General features: G+C 43.0%; 18 protein-coding genes. 9 read left to right on the top strand and 9 right to left on the bottom strand.

The genetic code is table 11. The features are described from left to right. Positions 1-664: 664 nt before the first annotated feature. The 5 genes from F6K51_RS29215 (at position 665) to F6K51_RS29195 (ending at position 5,410) form a co-directional block, all read left to right on the top strand. Positions 665-1,195 (top strand): hypothetical protein, encoded by a 531-nt coding sequence (locus tag F6K51_RS29215; protein WP_293026781.1) that lies wholly within the window; start codon positions 665-667, stop codon positions 1,193-1,195. Beyond that, positions 1,156-1,800, top strand: a complete 645-nt coding sequence (locus F6K51_RS29210) for a hypothetical protein (protein WP_293026778.1) — start codon at positions 1,156-1,158, stop codon at positions 1,798-1,800. The genes F6K51_RS29215 and F6K51_RS29210 overlap by 40 nt, the downstream gene beginning before the upstream one ends. 52 nt (positions 1,801-1,852) lie before the next feature. Then, positions 1,853-2,362, top strand: coding sequence for a hypothetical protein (locus F6K51_RS29205; RefSeq protein ID WP_293026776.1), 510 nt, complete (start codon positions 1,853-1,855; stop codon positions 2,360-2,362). 3 nt (positions 2,363-2,365) lie between these two features. Continuing rightward, positions 2,366-3,133: a hypothetical protein gene (locus tag F6K51_RS29200; protein WP_293026774.1), complete on the top strand. Its 768-nt coding sequence runs from the start codon at positions 2,366-2,368 to the stop codon at positions 3,131-3,133. Between the two features lie 63 nt (positions 3,134-3,196). Further along, positions 3,197-5,410 (top strand): hypothetical protein, encoded by a 2,214-nt coding sequence (locus F6K51_RS29195; protein ID WP_293026772.1) that lies wholly within the window; start codon positions 3,197-3,199, stop codon positions 5,408-5,410. Positions 5,411-5,714: 304 nt separating this feature from the next. Here F6K51_RS29195 and F6K51_RS29190 read toward each other — a convergent pair whose 3' ends face one another. Further along, positions 5,715-6,371, bottom strand: coding sequence for a hypothetical protein (locus F6K51_RS29190; RefSeq protein ID WP_293026769.1), 657 nt, complete (start codon positions 6,369-6,371; stop codon positions 5,715-5,717). Between the two features lie 509 nt (positions 6,372-6,880). Between F6K51_RS29190 and F6K51_RS29185 the strand changes: the two genes are divergently transcribed. Then, positions 6,881-7,288, top strand: a complete 408-nt coding sequence (locus tag F6K51_RS29185) for a thermonuclease family protein (protein WP_293026766.1) — start codon at positions 6,881-6,883, stop codon at positions 7,286-7,288. Between the two features lie 21 nt (positions 7,289-7,309). Beyond that, on the top strand, positions 7,310-8,542 hold the full coding sequence (locus tag F6K51_RS29180) for a hypothetical protein (protein WP_293026763.1): 1,233 nt from the start codon (positions 7,310-7,312) through the stop codon (positions 8,540-8,542). Here F6K51_RS29180 and F6K51_RS29175 read toward each other — a convergent pair. Continuing rightward, on the bottom strand, positions 8,435-10,057 hold the full coding sequence (locus F6K51_RS29175) for an IS1634 family transposase (protein ID WP_293026760.1): 1,623 nt from the start codon (positions 10,055-10,057) through the stop codon (positions 8,435-8,437). The genes F6K51_RS29180 and F6K51_RS29175 overlap by 108 nt on opposite strands. 376 nt (positions 10,058-10,433) lie before the next feature. On the opposite strand from F6K51_RS29175, the gene F6K51_RS29170 reads away from it, so the two are divergent. Continuing rightward, positions 10,434-12,590 carry a pentapeptide repeat-containing protein gene (locus tag F6K51_RS29170; RefSeq protein WP_293026757.1) on the top strand — a complete coding sequence of 719 codons (2,157 nt, stop codon included), beginning with the start codon at positions 10,434-10,436 and terminating at the stop codon, positions 12,588-12,590. 12 nt (positions 12,591-12,602) lie between these two features. Here the strand turns inward: F6K51_RS29170 and F6K51_RS29165 are convergent, their stop codons facing one another. After that, a complete protein-coding gene (locus F6K51_RS29165) occupies positions 12,603-13,223 on the bottom strand; it encodes a hypothetical protein (protein WP_293026754.1) in 621 nt (206 codons plus the stop codon). Positions 13,224-14,027: 804 nt separating this feature from the next. Here F6K51_RS29165 and F6K51_RS29160 point away from each other — a divergent pair. Beyond that, a complete protein-coding gene (locus F6K51_RS29160) occupies positions 14,028-15,242 on the top strand; it encodes a transposase (protein WP_293026784.1) in 1,215 nt (404 codons plus the stop codon). A 214-nt stretch (positions 15,243-15,456) separates the two neighbouring features. Here the strand turns inward: F6K51_RS29160 and F6K51_RS29155 are convergent, their stop codons facing one another. The 6 genes from F6K51_RS29155 to F6K51_RS29130 all read right to left on the bottom strand — a co-directional run bounded on the left by F6K51_RS29155 (position 15,457) and on the right by F6K51_RS29130 (position 20,460). Continuing rightward, entirely contained in the window at positions 15,457-15,858 is a 402-nt protein-coding gene (locus tag F6K51_RS29155) for a hypothetical protein (RefSeq protein WP_293026751.1), read from the bottom strand. Between the two features lie 160 nt (positions 15,859-16,018). Then, positions 16,019-16,147, bottom strand: a complete 129-nt coding sequence (locus tag F6K51_RS29150) for a hypothetical protein (RefSeq protein ID WP_293026748.1) — start codon at positions 16,145-16,147, stop codon at positions 16,019-16,021. 75 nt (positions 16,148-16,222) lie between these two features. Beyond that, the gene (locus F6K51_RS29145) at positions 16,223-16,402 is read right to left on the bottom strand and encodes a hypothetical protein (protein ID WP_293026745.1); all 180 of its coding nucleotides are present in this window, start codon (positions 16,400-16,402) and stop codon (positions 16,223-16,225) included. A gap of 4 nt (positions 16,403-16,406) precedes the next feature. Further along, the gene (locus F6K51_RS29140) at positions 16,407-16,637 is read right to left on the bottom strand and encodes a hypothetical protein (protein WP_293026742.1); all 231 of its coding nucleotides are present in this window, start codon (positions 16,635-16,637) and stop codon (positions 16,407-16,409) included. A 26-nt stretch (positions 16,638-16,663) separates the two neighbouring features. Further along, the gene (locus tag F6K51_RS29135) at positions 16,664-19,849 is read right to left on the bottom strand and encodes a plasmid replication protein, CyRepA1 family (protein WP_293026739.1); all 3,186 of its coding nucleotides are present in this window, start codon (positions 19,847-19,849) and stop codon (positions 16,664-16,666) included. 227 nt (positions 19,850-20,076) lie between these two features. Beyond that, a complete protein-coding gene (locus F6K51_RS29130; protein WP_293026736.1) occupies positions 20,077-20,460 on the bottom strand; it encodes a hypothetical protein in 384 nt (127 codons plus the stop codon). Positions 20,461-20,727 lie beyond the last annotated feature (267 nt).

The raw sequence follows: 20,727 nt of genomic DNA, 5'->3' as shown, positions 1-20,727 counted from the left end.
ACTACTCGCTTTAGTAGACCCATATCAACTGGCCTAGACTCATTATTACTGTTTCTAGGTCGCCACAGCACCTAGACAATAAAAGATCGTGTTGAGCATGAAAAATACGAGACACACTGCGGGTAGTACTTGTTTACTACTCCTGGTTCGTGACCTTGGATGTTTTTGGCTGACGTGGATGCTGATTCGTCACTTATGTTGAAAAAGGTAGTAGTAACGATGACCTAACGATAAATTGGGGTCACTACTCAAAGACTTTTTACTAACATTTGAAAGTTTCTCATCATCAGTCAATCTTTATCGGCTATGGCAGATAACCCTATCGGCCAGGCAGTTAACGTGGCAGATAAGGCTCAAGTTTTCTTGTGGAAAAAGTTGACCACTTAACATCAATTAACAGCTTTTCTTATCGGCCACTCTATCGGCCATAAGTAGGCAGATAAGTCTTATTAAGATTTATTCTTCTGGCCGATTGCAATAAGGTCCATGGATTCTCCTTTAGATACACGACTAAAACAACTAGTTACTTTGGGGTGCTCCCAGTGAGTGTATCTCTGAAACGGTTGAGTCCTTACTGAGAATATTTGATGCAAACAGATTTCAACAAGAAGGAGGTGATTGTATAAAAAGTGTATCAGTGTCACCTGCGCGAGTATTTATACCTGTGGCAGACAACGTGGCTGGTAACTCCTGTCAAGAGGTGTCACTTGGGTGCAAAGTATTATATGACATACTGTCGGGTAACAGCACAGACATCCCATCGGATGTCATAGTACTTTTTGATATTTTCCTATCTTACAAACCCAAGAGGGTGATGTACAGAGAAGATGTCAAAGAGAAATACAAAATTCCTTTGAGAACGGCGTCTAGATGGCAGGAAGAAGTAATAAATTGGGGAATAATAAATTTTCCAGAAAGTGCAGATCGTATTTTACTTTCTTCCCACTTTTATATATCACAAGGCTGTAAGAGGGGAAGCAAAATAAGAGGTCTGTTAATATATCAAGTCTTTTTGCTTTGGGTCGTTTCACTTTTAATGGAACCCGAAAATATGAGGTATAAAATAGCAGCTTTTGAAGTCCTAAGACTGCTGAAGCTAACAGATTTAGACGTCAAATTAGTCAGTCCAAGTAAATTTGAAAAGAGGTATCAAGAATGGCAAACCAAGAACAATACAACAGAACTCAAGCCCTAGATCTACTTGTAGAAGATGGAAACAAGACCTACGAACAGGCAAATGTAGCTCTAGAAAAATTAGCAAAAAAGAAAGGTATTAACCTAAATAACGGTGGCACGGTCACGTTAGACGACATTGTCACTATCGACGAAGTAATAGGTGAAACCAACAGTCAGACTCAAAGTTTACTAAACGGTTCTGGAGATGGTAGTAGTACCGTTGGTGGAGAAATGGTCTACCAGTCCCCAGGCGAAGCAGACTTAGCATTGGGTAATTCAATTAGTGCAGCGTTGGCTCGTCGTGGAGTAGACGTACCTCCTGAGCTAGTAATGGCGATGGTTCCAGATAAGTTCCAGCTTTACCGGGAGCTGTTTGGGTTTATTAATCAGACTGCGTTCGAGTCTGCGGTTCAAGAACAAGAAACCCAGTTAGAGGGCAACCTAAAGCTTTATGGTCAGGCCATCAAAAACAGCTTGAATGCTTTTCGGCAAACGTTTAACCCTGAGCTAAAAGCTGGGATGGTTGAACACTTGGCTCCTGCCAGCAAATCCTTAACTCCTCGGACTCAGATGACTTCTGCTGAAGCACTGGAAAAATTCAAAGCTCTTAATCCCCAGAAATAGGTAATAAACGACCCCCTGTAGAAAATCACAGGGGGTTCTTGGAGGCGGACAGATGAAAAAAGATTTGATTTTCTGGTCAAATTGCATGTCAGGGTCAGTGCTAGTGATAATGATGTTTTTCTGGCCTGCGAAATGGATGGAAAATTCTGGCAAAAGACAACAAGCGATCGCACGCCAAGAACAATTTGACCGGAGGCAAGAACAGAAAGATTACCTGTTGCAGGACAAACAGGAAGACCTGAGGCGGCAAAGGGAACTAGCAGACACCAAGTCAAAATACCAAATTGTCGATGGTGGGAAAGTGGTTGTATTGTCTGACTATATTTACTCTCCAGCTCACAACAATAAGCCACATCACAGCATGAAAAGTCTTCAGCGACACGCGGATAATTCCCCTGACGGACTAGCGTTACTGACTGATGACAACACTCCGAGGTTTTGCATGGGTGCGGCTGTAATAACCCTGAAAAGACCGGTACTAAAGTCTTCAAATATTAAAAACGAAGTAGATCTAGCAAATTTCTACTGTGAGCAAAACAAAAGGTTAATGGAAAAGGTTTGAGTTATGACTAGCTCTAGAGAGAGATATATAGGAACTCAGGGAACCTACCAAGGGGACACTATAACTACATATGCCGGTTCGGCTCACGCCTCAGGTTCTCATTATGCTCATAACACAGGAGAGGATCTTAATTACTCTTTCAAAAAAGAGGAAAAAGGGTCGGTTATGTTCTTAGAAACAATCCGATGGCTACTCAAAAAGGCTTTCTCAATATTGGCTACTGTTGCGGCAGCTATTGGGGAATTCATTCGATTTGCCTTTGTCTCGAAAGAAGCTCACCTGTTCTATGCTGTTTGTCTACTAATAGGGCTGGTTGTTATGTCGATCGACAACTTCTATTACTACCTAGTAGATGGTCCAGGACTATTCCCCAGCCCATACCCAGGGGACTCGTGGATAGGGTTTAAAGGAGATGGAATGAATGGTTTGTTATATTACTTCTCTCAGGTTGATTGGACAATGTTTGTTGTCGGTTTAATACTGGCAGGGATTACTAACATGCTACAGACCCTGTGCATTACCTTCTTCTATAACCCTTACTTGAAAAACGCACATATAGCAATAATTGTTGCAGTCATAGCTATCGGCATTTTATCGTATATTGCTGAATTTATTATTGCCTTTAGTCAACGTAACCCATTAGCAGATGGAATAGATATGTTGCTTGGTGGATGGATTGTTTTATTGAATCTCATCAGCGTTGCATCTATTTCCGTGGGTATCTTGTTCTACTTGATGAACTTAGCCAGAAATCAGCACAAAAACGCTTAAATAAAAGGCCGTAAGCTTTTCCTTGCGGCCTTTCTCTGTCAACCTGTAAAAGGAAAAACAGTAATGTCAAAGAAACTCATTATACAATTTCCAAACCGTGCGCTACTAGAAAACCCTGATCCAGAAAATCTCACCGTCAGGAAATGGGTAAAAGAAAGACTGAATCTATTGAACCAGGGAAACTGCGATCGCGAAGAGAGAGTGAACACATCAGAAGGAATGGGGATTGCCTCCATTGTTTTAGGGGTTGCAGCTTTTTACAGTTCCGCTGCCACACTTGGTACTGCGGCAATGGCAATAGGCGGAATTTCCACTTTGTTAACAATGATCGCTGATGCCTCTCATACCAGAAAGATGAAATTTTTTTCCTGGTCGTTCAGTGAGGTTAAAGGTAGTATTAGAGACTTGCAGAACAATGCCCTACCCGAGGCCACCTCCCAAACATACACCAAGGAGCAATTAATGTCGGGAAATTATAACCGACAGATAAGCCTACGAAATAACACCAGTCCTACAGCAGATAAAACAAGAACATCAGAGTCTAAAGGTAAGTTCCTGACTCCTTTGGAAGCCTGTGAACTGAGGTTTGTTGAGTCCTCAGTTAGGGAGGTAATTTTATTTCTAGAAAAAAGAGTTCCTCCTCAGCACCGTTGGGATACCTACTTGGAAATGTGCCAAAGCGTGTACGACGACCAGTTAGATTCTCCCTACTTCGACATGCTGGACGAGGTAGCACGAGCTTTTCCAGTCATTCAGACCATAGACGTTCCCGGTGCTGTGCCCCAGATGGGACACCTACCTATGGCGCAGCAGTACCTAAATAATTACCGTGCGTCACAACAAACCCAAGGTTATAACCAACCTCAGTACCAGACCAACGGTCACCAATACCAACAGCCTGAATGGAAAGAAAAGCAACACTATGGAAACAAAGAAGAAGACGAGGTAGTAATTCAGACCCATAGCTATCAACGACCAGGTCCACAGATAAAAAGTGGGTACGATGACTTCCTTGAGAACATTGATAAATCCTGTTGTGTCGTGGGACAGCAGCGTAGTGGCAAGTCTAGAATGGTGGCCTTGGCTTCAAGGCAAAAGGCAGCAGAGGGGTACCGTGTCTACATGGTCAACCTCGCAGCTAAAAAAATAGACCAAGACGGACGATGGGATCACTGTTACTGGAAAGTAGAGGTTGATATCGGTCTTTTGCGCACTGATCCGGCACAAGAGGCAGTAGATGAGGCTAGAGACCTGATTGAGGATTACCTCCACTATGAGGGTCGCAAAATTCTAATCGTTGATGAATGGATGTCGGTAGCATCTAAAGCAAACAAACATCGCAAGATTTTAATCCCATTTGTTGAAGACTGTAACCAAGTAGTAAACGTCGCTATCAGTACAGGTATAGGACAAGGTATTTGCGTAGTATTTATCTGTCCTTACTTTGCTGCTAAAGGACTACAAGACAACGCAACTATCGTGTCTCAACTGCGATTAATCATGACCTTCATCAACAAAGGAGAGGAGATACCTGATCAAAACGGAAACCCACTAACCTATCAAAGCGGAATAGCAAAAGGTATTCAACGTAATTTTCCTGACCAGTACGTTGAATTACCCGACGGTGTCCCTAGTGCCAACAAAAGAGTTTACTGTGCCGACGAAGTGTGGAGGGAATTAGGAGATGAGAGTAACTACAAAAAAGTAAACGTCAAAACTGTCTCTGATCAATCAAAAACTAACCACAATGTAAAAAAAAACGGCTTAGTTAATCTATTAAATGGAACCCCTGAGGAAGTATTACAAGAGGCCATCTCTCGTGCTTATCGTACCGACCATAGAAAGCTGTGGGACTTTGTCGAAAATGACTTGGGATTCACAGAACACGAAGATATTAAATGTGTGATAGACGTTCTAGCTAAATGGATGGAATGTAACGACAACACTCTCGGTAGGAAGTTTATAATTGGCAGTCCCTTCAAGGCAATAGATGCCCGTTATTCCTACTCTGGTTATAAAGATAAAAGAGATGAAACGGTGGCTTTAAATAATGGCATTTGTTGCGTGTGTCAACTAAACAGAGCAGAACAAGCTCATCACCTGAACTACGATGGAAAAAAGGATGAACCCAAGAAAAATATGGTTCCTGTTTGTAAAAAATGTCATTACGATGTTTGCCACTCAGCACTGAATTGGGAGCAGGATTTTACCAGTATCTGGAATTCTCACTCAACCTCAAGTTTTGCTCAACGAATAGTCTCTGAAATGATACTTTGACCGAAATGCAACTCAACGAATTTTCCCGTTGCGATCGCGTATATGCTCTCGTCTTAACTGCTCCTTATCAGAAACTCAAATCTGCTAATAAAGTAGGAAGTAGGTGGGCTTAATTATCCGTAAAATAGAGATTGAGATTAAAAATACTGAAAGCCTCTTTAATAAAGGCTTTCAGCTTCATTTTTCTATTTTGAGTTTTAACGTTTATTTATGTCAACCTACTTAGAGGAGGTATGGTGCCAGAAAAAACTGGCAGAGAAAACTCCTCATATCGAACCGCTCTCAAAATAGTGAAAAGTATCATTCAAGCTTTAAAAACCGCTATATTTCTGAAAATTTCATCATGAAGTATTTTTTCAGCGGCACTTTGGGTTTTTGCATTACTAAGTGATTTTTTAATTATTTGACTTCCAATAAATTCTTCTATAATTCTATCTTGGATTATCTTATTACTTAGATCATCCAATTGTTTTTCAAGAAACTTATAATCACTTGCTAATCCTCTCAATATAGAATTAGTCTGTAATTCTTTAGCTATTTTTGGAGGTAAACGGTCTAAGTACGGTGTTTTCTCAAAAATAAAGTTGCCAAGGGATTCTCCAAATGCGTTTGCAGTCAAATTTGCTCCTGTATAAACAAATAATCTAGTAGCATATTTACTAGGATACATGTCAGGGTTTTTATTACAAATATCCTCTACAAAGTCCATTAGAGTATTAGTACATGCCACTGTAAGGGGAGCGTAAGGTCCTGAAACCATTCCGATAGTAAGACTAGTTCCCGTTCTAAATAATAATCTCGAAAATCCTAAATCCTCTTTTGTGAAACCACGAGGTGTATATAATGCTTCTGTTGGTGAATAACTCCAATCAGGTTCAAACATCCAGTCTTTCGTCATTGGTAAATGCACCCATTTTCCACGACGAGGTGAACTATTAGTTTCCCTTAGAAAAAAATCCATTTCCCATAGAGAATCATGCAACATCATCCATCCCTCAACAACTATAATAAATATCTTGGAAATTAATGTACTTATTTAAGTATCAGTATTCTTTTTCTGTTTTATGCGAATTTCTTAAAATTAAGTTCATTCGTACTCACAGACACGATCACATTAAGGCTATATATAGTTAGCAAGACTAAGCGGGAAGCCGCCGTAGGTAGCGCGTGAGCACAACAGAGGTCTTAGAGGTAATCAGGCAGAAGTTCCTTAGTTGATCGGTAGTAGCAGCAGAAAGCAGGGAGTAGGAAACAGGGAAGAATAGGTGTGTACTTCACATCCCTGTCAGTCAGATGAGCAAAAAACGAATTGTTATTTATTCTGAGATTGCCACAGTTATCTTGATTATCGTACTAGCGATAATGTCAGTGATCACCCAAAAAAACCTCCAAGCACCAGTAAAAGTTATCCAATAATATATAAATCAATAGCCCATCTACCCGTCTGTGACGTAAAGCCAGGTTCAGTTTATGATGGGGACACTATCAGAGTCATATGCGACTCCGAAGAGAAGAAAATCAGATTTGCCTGTGTTGACGCCCCCCGAGAAGGCTCAACTTCTCGGCATCGAAAGCCGAGATCATCTCAGAAAAGTTCTAGAAGATGGCAGGATGAAAGTCAAAGTGGATGCTATCACCACTGACCGGTATGGCCGTACTGTGGCTGAGCTTTGGGTAAATCGGGGAGACGACTGGTCATTAGTTCAATCTATCCAATCTTCGGATGGTATGGTTTGGGGCTATGAAGCTTATAAATCGGATTGTCCAAATTGGGATGCGATCGTTTCTACTCAACGACGAGCACAGTCGGCTAGAATTGGTGTTTGGGCTGGCCAATCTGTTCCCCCATGGGAGTGGAGGAAAGCTAACCGGCGTTGAGCGATCAAAGAAGGAAATCAGATGGTATCCCAACTTGAAATTTTTTTCGTCACCGGGGATGAAGTTCAAATCCTTGACGGAAGGTACAAGGGGCAGACTGGCGTAGTTGCCAATGAGAAACCTAGCACATCCTATCAGAAGGCTAGGATCTGCGTTAACCTGTCCCAGGGTATCAAATGGTTCAAGCGGGACCAGTTAGAGAAAATTACATCAGTTAACGAAGAAACTAAGTTATCTGAGCAAGTTGAATCACCAGTTAACGAGAAAGCTGACTCAGATGATTCAGCTGAGCTAGAGGTAAGTAGTACAGCTCAATCAGAAGTAACTTATCAATGGCTTGACCCCAACTTAATACACCTAGAAGATGGCACTCAATCACGGACAGCGACTGATGAGAAAGCGATCGCACGATATTCCTTAGAAATGGAAGAGGATCGTTGGGATTGGCAGCATGACCCCCCAGTGATTTTCGACGATGGTGAGCACAAGCGTCCAGGTGATGGACACCACCGAATCAAAGCAGCAGCACTAGCCGAGCAGCAGATTCTGTGTGAAGTCCGCATCGGAAGCTTGATTGATACTATCCGCTACAGCTGCTCTTCCAACCAGCGCCCGACCTTACACCGCACCAATGCTGATAAGCGGCGGGCGGTTGAGATGATGTTTCAGACGTTAATCGAAGAGTTTGGATCATTAGATGCTATCCCTCGTAGCCAAGGCGGTAAGCGAAAAGGTCTAGATTGGACTAACCGCCGAATCGCTGAACATGTTGGCGTGAGTGCTAGGACAGTAGATAATATTTATTTAGAGCTAGAACTAACCGCGAAAATTGCGCAGTTCATAGAGGGCGATCGCGTTCAAATAATAGAAGACAAAAATCTACCCAATTGGGCATCACCGGGCAAACTTGGGACAGTCAGCGGCAAAGATAAAAAACTGGGGCTACTGGTAAGTTGGGATAACGATACCCCACAACACATCCATCCAGATAAAGTACAGCAAACTGATTTACCCAATCCGAACCCTACCCCAGTACTAAAGAGTATTGAAAGTGAACCCGCTCAGGTTCCCACTCCAGTAGCAAACCCACTTTCCGCAGGTAGGGATCACATGCAGATAATTTTCCTACCCCCTTTGAGCACGAAATCAAGCCAAGAGGTAATATTTACGGCAAGGAGCACCCAAGAACTGAAGAATCCACAATCGTTCAGACGTGAGATTGGTAATGTGCTTGACACCATCAACCGTCAGTAAATGAATCGACATGAAACATTGAAAGATCCAGCGCAGAGTGGGTTGAGCCGTAGGCTTACCGACCTGATTATCAATCTTCTGTTTAGCTGTCTCTAAAGCCTGACGCACAGAGCGTTGACCCAAACTATAAACCAGCAAGCACAAACCCATGATCATGGCCAAAGCCGCCACTCGCTCAGGGGTATGGAGAAAAACGCTCGAAGTGAAGAATAATGGGTCTTTGAGGAAGCGAAAACCTCGCTCCGTCGATTGTTGTGCCTTGTACTCACGAAGGATTTGGTCATGACTCAACACCTGCTCATCCAAGACATTGGTAGCCAACACGAACTTGCCAGCTCGTTGACGTTCAGCAGCAATGACTGACTCTTTAGAGACAAGTGTGGCAGAGATTTGATAGTTTTTGTGAGGGACGGCATCCTTGCGGGGTCTACCGCGTCCTTGGTGTTGAAGAATTTCTACCACTTGCAGGTCATGCAGTTGATGGTAGGGTAACTGTGCGGACAACTTGTCAGCCGCACACAGAGCATCAGGTTGACAAGCAAACCGTTGATTCTCTAACTGATGCAGTGCTCTAGTCGCGAGTGTTAACTGTCTGGCAATACGTTTTTCTAGTTGTTTCGAGTCAGATTCTAACCGCGCCTGACTTTCCACTACTAACCATCGTTGTCGAATATCCCCATAACTGTTACCCACAGGGGCAATCCTATACCCAGTTAGAGAACTGTCTACGAATGCCTCTGGGTGAATCTGTTGTAACAATTCTTTAGCCGCTTTGAGGGTGGCTGGGACTCTCGATACCCATTGCAATTGTGTCAGGAGTTGCAGATTGTCCTTGGTGTAGAGAGCAGCATCGGCGACAAAAAGTGCATCTACATTCCATTGCTGTCTAAATTCCTGGATGAGTTGAGCAAATACTGCTGAATCTGTTTCATTCCCATCCCCCACTCTCAGGTACAAAGGGATATCTCCATCGCCGGTGCACATCAGGTCTACCATGAATTGCTTTAAGTCGGGGCGGTGGTCTCTCGAATAACCATAGGTAATGTGAATTGTACCTGGCTGATCCGGTTCATCACCGGAACAGGCGTAATTTCCATCTACGTGCAGGGAACTCGAATCTAGGTGTAGGCTGCTCATTTCTACCCCAAAATACTTCGCCGCCGCCAATGCTACAGTGACGAAGATTTCGGTGAGTCCGAAGCTGTACAATTTGTCCAAGATCCGCCCCAATCGGTCATCGTTGAGGTGTTCTGGTCTGATCCCAACTCCGAGTAGATGTTCTGTGGCTTTGCCCACAAAGAACCTTTCAAATAGATACAACGGCGCACTGACAAAGCCCAAACCATTCAGAATCATGGCTTTGACTACTTGCCCTGGGGTGATAATTGACTGGGGATGATTGCCTAAGAGTTTGTCTATTTGTTCGACTAGTCCGATTTCATCACAAATTCCAGCCACTATTCCACAGTGGTCAAGATCCTGTACTCTGATATTAGACGCTTCAATTTTACTCATCTTTTAAAAATACCGGATTTTGGAATCACACCTGCGGAATGTGGGTTATAAGATTAGTCAGCTGAATATTATAACTTATCATCTCAGGGCAAAGCATCTTATTACATCACTAAATTGCAAATCGCTTTATTTAGCCCAACTATCAGCCCTAGAGGCAAAGAAGGCAGCTACGCTGAGGGCTTGGAGGCGATGCGTAGCAAGCTGAAACTGTCGAAGCGTTGGTACTGAGCAAGGAGTTTTAGATGTGTTGTGGTGACGACACAGTAGTAGAGAAAATATAACAAACATTCCCCTTGAGGGTACTATTTTTAATTACGTCCGGACATTGTCTTAATGTTGGGAGAGAACTTGGTGAATATATATATAATTGTGGCTGATGAAAGCTAATGAAGTTCTGAGACGATATGCAGCAGGCGAAAGGGATTTCCAAAGGGTAAATATTAGAGGTCAGTCCTTCCGGGGAAAAGACCTTTCAGGGGCAGATTTTAGTGAAGCAGATTTTAGTGAAACTGATATTAGAGGAACGAGCTTTAAGAAAGCTAATCTAACCGGAACTAAGTTTTGTAAGGCCAAGGCAGGATTACAGAAACGGTGGGCAGTTGTTCTTTTGTTGGTTTCCTGGATAATTTCAGGACTATCAGGATTTATTTCCTTATCTGTTGGGTTGTTAGTAAGGTATATATTTACCTCTAGCGACGTAACAGATCAAGTCTCGAGCTGGATAGCTTTGATTGCAATAATTGTCTTATTTGCTATAATCCTTCGTCAAGGTATCGGAGGAGCCTCCGCCTTTGCCTTTGCCTTTGCCTCCGCCTTTGCCTTTGCCATAGCCTTTGCCTTTGCCTCCGCCTCCGCCTCCGCCTTTGCCTCCGCCTCCGCCTCCGCCATAGCCTTTGCCTCCGCCATAGCCATAGCCATAGCCTCCGCCTTTGCCATAGCCTCCGCCATAGCCTCCGCCATAGCCTCCGCCATAGCCATAGCCATAGCCTCCGCCTCCGCCATAGCCATAGCCATAGCCATAGCCTCCGCCATAGCCATAGCCTCCGCCATAGCCATAGCCTCCGCCATAGCCTTTGCCATAGCCTCCGCCATAGCCTCCGCCTCCGCCATAGCCATAGCCTCCGCCTTATTTGGAACTTACCTGGGCTGGCGTGCTCTAAAGGGAGACCCCAGAGATGTCTGGATTCGCACTATGGCTATTGCCTTTGCTGCTACAGGAGGTACAAGTTTCCACAAGGCCGATTTAACTGATGCTGATTTCACGGGAGCTATTCTTAAAAGTACAGATTTAAGGGAGGCTACTATCACTCGTACTTGTTGGCGGAAAACTATTAAGCTTGACCAAGCTAGACCTGGTAATACTATCTTAGCTGATACAGCTGTCAGAGAATTATTGGTTCGTGGTAAGGGTTATAATAAGCCTTATATTAAGAGTAATCTTAGAGGTGCAAATTTAAGAGGGGCTAATCTGAATAAGGCTAATCTAAAACTCGCTGATCTTAGCGAAGCCACTTTAGAAGATGCTAATTTAGAATGGGCTAATTTAACTGAAGCTAATTGCGTTGGTACTGATTTTACCCATGCTTATCTTACTGGTGCTTGTTTAGAAGCGTGGAATATTGATTCAAGAACTAGGTTAACTAATGTTGATTGTCAGTATGTCTTTTTACTAGAGAATCCCGATGATATGGGAAGTCGAGAGCGCCGTCCCCATGACTTTAATCGGGTTTTTGAACCAGGGGATTTTGACAAGCTTTATAAGCAAATTACCAATACGGTGCAGATTCTTCTGCGTAATGGGGTTAATCCAGAAGCATTTCGTCAAGCCTTTCAAAAATTAATGGCGGAAAATCCTGAAATTACTGGTGATTCAATTCAAGGAATTGAGAAGAAAGGCAATGATGTTTTACTTACCTTGGAAATCCCAAAATCAATAGATAAGGGGAAGTTTGAAAGAGATTTTTTGGAAATTTATGAAGCTAGACTAAAAAACGCTAATAAAATTGGTTTTCTAGAGGGTAAAGATGAGGCTAACACTTACCATATTCAGAATATCAAGGATATTATAAACGCTTTTACCAATCAGCAGTCATCCAATTCTATAATCAAAGTTATAAATAAAGCTGAAGCGGAGAATGATATGTCAGATAATTCACGTAATTTTAATATAGACCAAAGTCAAGCTACTAATCCTAAAGTTAATACTAATCCTAATTTTGCTGTTGCTAACGACAATGCTAGACAATTTAATACTACTAATTTTACACCAGAGCAAACCCAAAGCTTAGCGGAAGCAGCAGCTGAAATCCAGCAACTCCTGGAGCAACTATCCCAGACTAATCCCACTACAACAAGCAAAGAAAAGATGATAGTTGTCAGTGAAGTTGTTGACCAAATTGAGAATAACCCACCCCTAAAAGCTAAGGTTATCAATGCTCTGAAAGCTGGAGGAGTGGAAGCTTTCAAGGAAGCAATAAACCATCCCCTAGTTAACATTTTGGTAGCTACCATTGAGGGATGGGCGGATGCTTAGGGTAAGCACCAGCTATCGTCTCTTGTCCCCTGTTTCCTGTTCCACACGCCAAGCCGTTTCCCGTCCAATCTTCCCCGATTTAACAAACAACCAAGACCCTCTCCTGTACGTATCCTCACCCTTCCTGGTGTGAGGTTTTACCTTTATCAATTCCCTGACTTCCGATGTGGTCAATAACCACTGTTCTTGGGCAGCAATCTTCAACTGATGCATGTACTCTATAGGACTCAAGGGCTGCATTTTGTTGATATTGGCTCTCTCAATACCAGACGCGATCGCATCAATCAACACCTCCAATGCTTCCCGTTCTGCCTCCCAAGAACCTGTCCGGTGAACGTCCGGTGAACTGTTCGGTGAACTGTTCGGTGAACTGTCCAGGGAGATAGTTTCCTGACTATCTTCGGTAAACTCTTCGGTTAACAGTGGCTCAAAGTCTTCAAAGGTTCGACCAGTCATTAAATAGTCGTTTAATCGATCCAATTCCTTCAGTTGTTCACCGGATATAAAGGAGCGAGTCCCCTCTTTGCTGGGCTTGATATTGGCATGTTTGATTCGCTCATAAAGGGCGGTGCGACCGATGTTGTATCTGGTCTGTAAATCCTTAACGGGGATTTTGTCTATTTCCTGAGTCATAACCGTTTGCTGGATGTTCGGCGAATGTTCACCGGATGTTCGCCGGATGGTTACTGAACAGTTTATATCTATGTAGAGGAAATAGGGAATCGGGAATCGGGAATCGGGAATTAGGTTAGAAACGATAAATCAACTTGTCGGATACCCGTTAATGCTGAATTGGAAAGAAGGTCCACAGTGGGGAGCTTGACATCTAAAATGCACAAAACCCCTCGGATCCGGAAAGAGTGAGGGGTTTTGTTTGGGAGCAGAAGTAACCCCAGGGGAGTGTAAGGGGTTATTTAGTTAATCATTTTACTAGATGCGCGCACCCTAAGACCATGCGATCGCCCTAAGACCATGCGATCGCATAAGCGCGGAAGCTGAGGCTGTTAGCCACGCTTTGCGAACGCTTCCGGAGCGAAACGTTGACTTTGCCAAATTACACTCTTAACTGTCCGGCAAAAGAAGTCCCACATCTCTATGCGCAGCATGAGTGCTTAAAGTTACCGTAAGATAGTGGAGCTTTTATGGTTAGTCGGTTATGGGCAAAAGGGTTAAATCTTTTGTAATAAAGCTCCACTATCTAAGGTTTCGTCTCCAGGGATGAATTTTGCACAGAGTCTTTAGGATCCGGAAAACGAGCTATCAAACTTCTTAGTAATTCAGATGAAGTCATTCCTCTTCTATCAGCCTCTTGTTTTAGTTGCTGTTTTTCAAAACTGGTTAATCTGATCACGAATCTTTGATCTTTCATTTTAGTGTTGACATTTGTTGTAACATACGTTATCCTAATAATAGGTCGAAAAACAGGAGATGGCAACAATGATATCAGCTTATCAGTACCGACTAAGGTTAACAAAAAAACAGGAAACAGAGGTCGAAAGGTGGTTGGATATGTTGCGCCACCAGTACAACTATTTACTTGCTGAAAGATTTAGTTGGTACGAGCAGAATCGTTGTTCCATTAACTCTTGTCCTTTGGTCTGTCATCTACCAGAATTAAAAAATAATCCCGACTACTTTTCACAGCAAAATTCTCTGCCTCAGTTGAAGAAAGACAGACCCTGGTACAAGGTGGTTCAGTCTCAAGTCCTACAGAACTGTGTCAAAAGAGTTGATTTAGCTTTTAAGCGTTTTCTAAAGGGCGATAGTAACGGAAAAAGAAGTGGGAAACCAAGGTTCAAAGGGAAAAATAGATATAAATCCTTCACATTTCCTTCTTTATCCAAAAACCCAATAAATGGAAACATTCTAACTCTCCCAAAATTTGGAAAAGTTAGAATGATCTACCATAGACCTATTCCAGAAGGGTTTAAGGTCAAAACAGCCACTATAACCCGAAAAGCTGATGGTTACTACGTCACACTGTCAATTCAAGATGATACCGTACCGGAGATTGTCCCAGTAGACAGTGTAACCAGCTCCGTCGGAATAGACATGGGACTCAAGTCGTTTCTAATAAAGTCTGATGGTTCAGAAGTTCCAATTCCTCAATACTACCGAAAGGCTCAGAAACGACTAAAGAAAATTCAAAAAGCTGTTAGCAGATCTAAGAAAGGTAGTAACAACAGGAAAAAAGTTGTCAACAAACTGGGGAAAGCTCACAAAAAAGTGGCTGATACCCGAAAAGATTTTCACTTTAAAACCGCAAAAGAGTTATTGGGCAATCACGATTTAATTGCCCATGAGAAGTTAAATATAAAGGGTTTAGCTAAGTCTAAAATGGCCAAGTCTGTTTTAGACGCTGGGTGGGGTCAATTTCTGTCTATCTTGTCAAACAAAGCCGAAAATGCTGGTTTGGTCACGGTTGCAGTAAATCCTCGCAATACCAGCCAAAACTGCTCCAATTGTGGAGCAAAAGTTCCAAAAAAACTAAAAGATCGCATCCATTCTTGTCCTCATTGTGGTTATGTGGCGGACAGGGATGTAAATGCAGCGATCAATATATTGAATTTGGCGGTGGGGCATCCCGTCACTAGTAAAGCTTACCGAGTAACCGAACCGTTGGGTGGTGTTGGTAAGAAGCCCACACTGTAATCTTTGATGAGCGTGTGGGAGTATGTCACGTCATGTGGGTACGATTGGCTATAGGCCAGGCTACGCGAACGCTAAAAAAGTGAAAAAATCGGTCATGAAACAACTTAGATATAACATCCCTAAAGGCTACAAGCCATAAGACACTTGCTAATTTCCAATACTGCTTCTTCCCCTGCTCAATTACGAGCGGGGTTTGTTAATTTTTTGGAAGTAATCAAGCTAGGTCTTCTATAGATATCACCATGACTTGAGGGGGTTGGGATTTCTTTTTTAGTCTTGCCGGTAAGTCTTGTGAAATACTTGCCAATGACCTTGGCTGACTAAAAAATACCTTTTCTTTGTCTCCATCAATAATGCGCTTCAAGCTGTCAATCATTGTCGTGAGGTGCTCTTGAACTCTGATTCTGTCTTCTATTTTTTTGAGTAATATCAAAAACTTAAAATGAACCCCTGGAGTATCGTCTCTAAAATAATAGAGAGCGTAACCTGGTACTCTCAACTTCTTGGAAGCTCTGATCTTAAAGTCTGAGACCCACTTAAGTCCTTCCGTACTTTCTGGAACACCTGGAATATTCCTACTCTCGTCAATAATGCGCTGTAAATTGTCTTTAGACACAATCCTTGGATTCAATATTACTAAGCTAAAAGGGTCGTGGATAGACCCCCAGGAGCATTCTGCTGAATCTTCTTTGATTTTGAACTTAACTGTAGGATAGTTTTTTTCCATTTTGTTGATGCGAGCGCTTCTGATGGAAGTTCCGCTTAACTATGTATCTTTAGTCTAACTTAGTAACAATAACCAGGGGATAAACTTCCTCGTAATAAACATTCTTTTGCCCAGGCTTTTCGACCCGAGTCTCAGCTCCGAAAGTCCGAAAAGGCTGGTCACCTCCCCCGACTAGCATCTCCCCAGACGCTGGGGACTAAGCAGATCAGGTTATATGCCCTTGGTTGCAGGGTAAACCGATGGGAGTCGGAATCTAGGGAGCAGAATGGGACTTCGGAAGAGTGTTGAGGTTGCGAGTGACCCAGACCTTTGCCTCTCCGTTGTTCCTCGCTTCATCAGGTTCAACCTCAGCTAGCACGGTTGATTTAGCTTCGATAACCTCAACCGGCTGCTCATCATCGAACGGTTCCAGGTCTTCCTCTATCCCATCCATGTACTCATCCGTCGCCGTAGTTCCGGGAGCGATAAAACCTCAGGCTCTTGCGATCGCACCCTAAGGACATGCGATCGTACCCTAAGACCATGCGATCGCTACCATTGGTCGATGTGTTTACCCTGGGACTACTGTAGGTGAAGGTGCGATCGCCCTTACACCACCCACTTTTTTCTCTAAAACGGAACCACTCCGACTTAGACTTACAACCACACAAACAAACACAAACAAACACAAATTAATCCTCTTCCCCAGTGATAGTTAAGTATAATCAAATCGATCTATCATTTTTCTGATTGTGAATGGAACATTAAGCCACGTTTCATCCTTGATTTCGTCCCAGAAAGGAGAACGAATATAGAATTTCACGGCTCCTTTTAAGACATCTGAGCCGACTTGAGCTGCTCTCTCTAGTTGGGAGATTACTCTTGCTACTACTCCTGTTGGTTGGTCTTCCGTAATAGTGTCTAGATGGGATGTCTCTTTTTTATCTTTACCAGACGTGGACACATCTTTGTGAGCCAAGGCCAGTTGCTGCTTCTCGGAATCTCTCTGGTACCAGTAAGCGAATAGGCTTTGCCGTTCACCCCAGTCACGGAGTTGGTAAATCCAGTGCCTGATGCCTCGCCTGGTCTCCCGCCCAATCCGTACTAAACCTATACCCAGATGACTTAGTAATTTTTTGAGTATCTGTATGGGAGTTTCTGATTCCTTGAACTGACCAAGCTCGAGCGCACTTAACTGCCACCTAATTATGGGGGTAATAACTTTTCGTTTGAGTTCGATTAGAACCGGATCGGAGTTTTTAAGCTTTCGATTAGACTGGAGCAATTCTTTGATGCCGAGAACCTCAAACGCCTTAATCTTTAATCCCTTTTGAGACCCATTGAAATCGGGAGGGAATAGCCCCCCTTGTTCTATTTGGAACTGGGCGCTCTCTTTGCTCTTATTGGCAACGTAAGAACGTCCCAAAGTCAAATAATAAAGAAGTCTAAATCTGGGGAAATGCCCTTTGTCGTCCAGTTCTAGTAATTCAGGAGTAACGTCCCCCCAACGCTTGCGCATCTCCCAGTTTCTTTCTTGGTGCCTTTCTTCCTTGGTTTTGGCTTGTTTGTCTTTGCACGCATGGTACTCTGACTCATTAAGAAATGGCTGAGCATGGGAAATCGCTTCCCTTGAGGCTAAGTAGCTTTTATCTCTACAGTCTTTGAGGGATTCTCTGATTACTTGGTCACTATCGTGGCTCAGTTCAACGGAAATTATCTTATGTCCTTCTGCCTCTAGCTCGGTAAAAATTTGTTGATCATATTTAATTAATCCGGCATTGTGTCTTGTCGCCATCTTTGCCCAACATTTCAATGTCTCGGGTTGAAAGTTCTCTAACTCGTCAATGTCAGAGACTGACGAGAGTTCGGGTAAATCCGCTTGCCGTAGAAATTTGAGATTAGCTCTCAGCATAGCGTTCTGAGCAGCTATCAGTGACTGCCAAGAACTAGAACCGTTACCTACTTTTCCCATTCCATGGGGAGCAACATACAAGTGTCTGTCTACTGGCTCCCGGAGTCTGGCTAGGGATTGTCTGACGCTACTCTCGGACTGAACACCTTGGGCGATACCCCATACTGTTGTGAAATGTTTTTTGAGATCGATACTCACCCCAGTTTCAATGGAGGGTGATGCAAGAACAATGTCATAATTTGATAGGATTTCATTCAGCTTGGTGATTGAACCAAATGCTTCATGATTCGGGTCTGCTACACTCTCAGAATCTATTCTTAGGATTTTCTTATTTGGGAATAGCTCTCGCAGATGATTCTCTAAGTTTTGCGTGCTCCACATGGATTTCTCTTTCTGGGCTGACAAGCACACAAAGGGCTTACCACCCTGGGTGATTTCTTTCTCCAGATTTTTCACCAAAGTCTCTGGTTTTGGATAGCGATAAACAGTCCAACCATCGAATTTATAATCGTTACGAATGATAAACGGTTCGGTTTTTGTCAAGGTTTTTAGGTAATCAATGGTTATATCGCTTAGGTCTGCATCAGCAGCTATAACCTGAGCTGCTCCTTGGATTAATGTCTTGAAAGACTTGAGTATGGGAACCCGATATTTTTGACAGGTTGAAGAGTTGAGTATATGCCAAAGTACCTGCTCAGCTTCATCAAGAATCACCAAGCATCCTTCCCAATTTTCAGCTTTAAATTTGGCTTGGGACTTGAGGTGAAGAGAATTACCACAAAGACCGTATCCAAACAGTGCTCCTTCCGTTGAGTTAAGAACGTCGGTGATGTAATTTATGCCAAAACGTTGACAAAGAGCTTTAGTTAGTTGTATCCGGTGAGTGATGACCAGAATCGGCTGTCCATTACGTATTGCTTCTTCTACTAGGGGGACAAGGGATTCTGTTTTCCCTGTCCCTTTGGGTGACTTGATTCCAATTAGTTTCGCTGATTCAGGGATGCTTAATTTTCCGAGAAAACGTTGATTGAGGTGAGTATCTGGAAGATAGGTTAGTTGACGAAGCTGTCTGGCTTTCCAAATATCCAAGGGTAAGGCGTTGTCAATGGCCTGGTCGAAAGCTGGCTGACCATGATTGACTATCAAGTCATCGCACCCTTTCCCGTCTTTTGGGTTCCAGTTGATAATCTTGACTTCAGCCTTTTTCTCAGCCAGTAATCTACCCAGTCGCTCTTGGGCCCTATTGACCATAGTGATGGTCTTTGGTTTTTCGTCCTGGTCGAATGCCAGATAAAATTTTCTGCCTGCTTTGGCTAAGACCTCAAGCTCTGGGATCAGCTCTCGTTTCTTTTGCCCACGCTCGTCCCTGACCCGATAACCACTGTTGACTCCTGGGACTGCGATCGCTACATAGCCAGCACTGAGTAATGCCCCGGCTTTCTTGGCTCCCTCGGTTATCACGATTGGGACTTGTGGGTTGTCGATCACCCATTGCCAAAACCAGTTACATCCATTTGAATTGAGAAAATTTGGCTCACACTCATACCTACTGGCGATTTGTTGTCCCAGAGCTAAGGGAATCTGGAGGGCAAACACTCCCGTAGGCTCTTTGGGTGGGTGCTCGTATTTGATGCGTTTGTTACGCTTATCTGGGTTTCGTCGCGGCTTGTCCGGTTTAAAGCACCCCCAAAGAGCTAGTTCTCCAGTGAGTAGATCAATGCCTGAGCACCACCAGCCACCGTGCTCAATGTGGCCATAGCGTTTGAGCATGTGGTCACGAATTCTGCCATCATTGCGCCGGGGAATGTTATCTGAGTATAGAAGATAGTCGAAAGCCTCATTGTCACTACAAGAAACAACATTCAGTGCAATAATGTGGCGATTAACGGCTGAATGTTGCCATTCTCGATAATGCTGTTCTAATACGTTATTTGGAATTATTTCATCCGATAGAAGTCCTATCGCGCTTTTTATAGTAAAATTCGACATAATTAAATACTTTCTTGTTGTTGCCCTATCCTTGTCTTTGTAGAAAAAGTTGGAGGATAGGGTTTTTATTTTGCTTTAAATTTGGATGTGATAATTATATTCCATAAAGTAAGTAAGTAAGATAAGTTTAAAATATTTTTTAGTAAACTTAGTTTTTTGTTAACAAATATACATAAAAATTGGTCAGTGGTAAGGGTTGTTTTCTGGCTTTAATGGTAATAGGTGGTTTAGGGACTCCCATTCTCATTGGGTTGACTCTGGTGGATCTGACTGCGATCGCTTTTGGCGCGGCGAGGCCCATCGCGCAGCGGAAGTTTTTCCGAATCGCTTAATCGGACGAATGACCCATCATATTCCCTTGAAGTCCCAGAGTCACAGCAGATTACCACCCCAAAGTCCACTTTAAGAGCTTTTTCTATACCCCTAAAAGTTTCCTCCTCTATAGAGGTGGCCTGTCCAGACTCAATCAAGTACCAGGCAGACCTGGATATTCCTGCTATTTTAGATAATTTTGATACGCCTCCCTTTACCCCTTTCCTCAGTCTTTTCATGGTTTGAGGGAGATTCTTGATTGTTACTGTTTTTGAGCTATGAACCTCGACACTGCTCATATCTAGCCTTAGATTCCTATACACTACTTCTTACAAAGTATAGTCGGCTTTAAAATTTTTGTCCAAAACAGTTGACGATTTTGAAAATCCACGTTAGTATCAATACATGGATGAAAAAGCGAGTAGCTCAAATCACACCGACTACTCGCTTTAGTAGACCCATATCAACTGGCCTAGACTCATTATTACTGTTTCTAGGTCGCCACAGCACCTAGACAATAAAAGATCGTGTTGAGCATGAAAAATACGAGACACACTGCGGGTAGT

This window comes from Moorena sp. SIO3I8 (assembly GCF_010692325.1).
In the GTDB taxonomy this organism is placed as follows: Bacteria; Cyanobacteriota; Cyanobacteriia; order Cyanobacteriales; family Coleofasciculaceae; genus Moorena.
The sequence above is the reverse complement of the archived record's forward strand: the minus strand, read 5'-3'. Positions and strand labels throughout refer to the sequence as shown.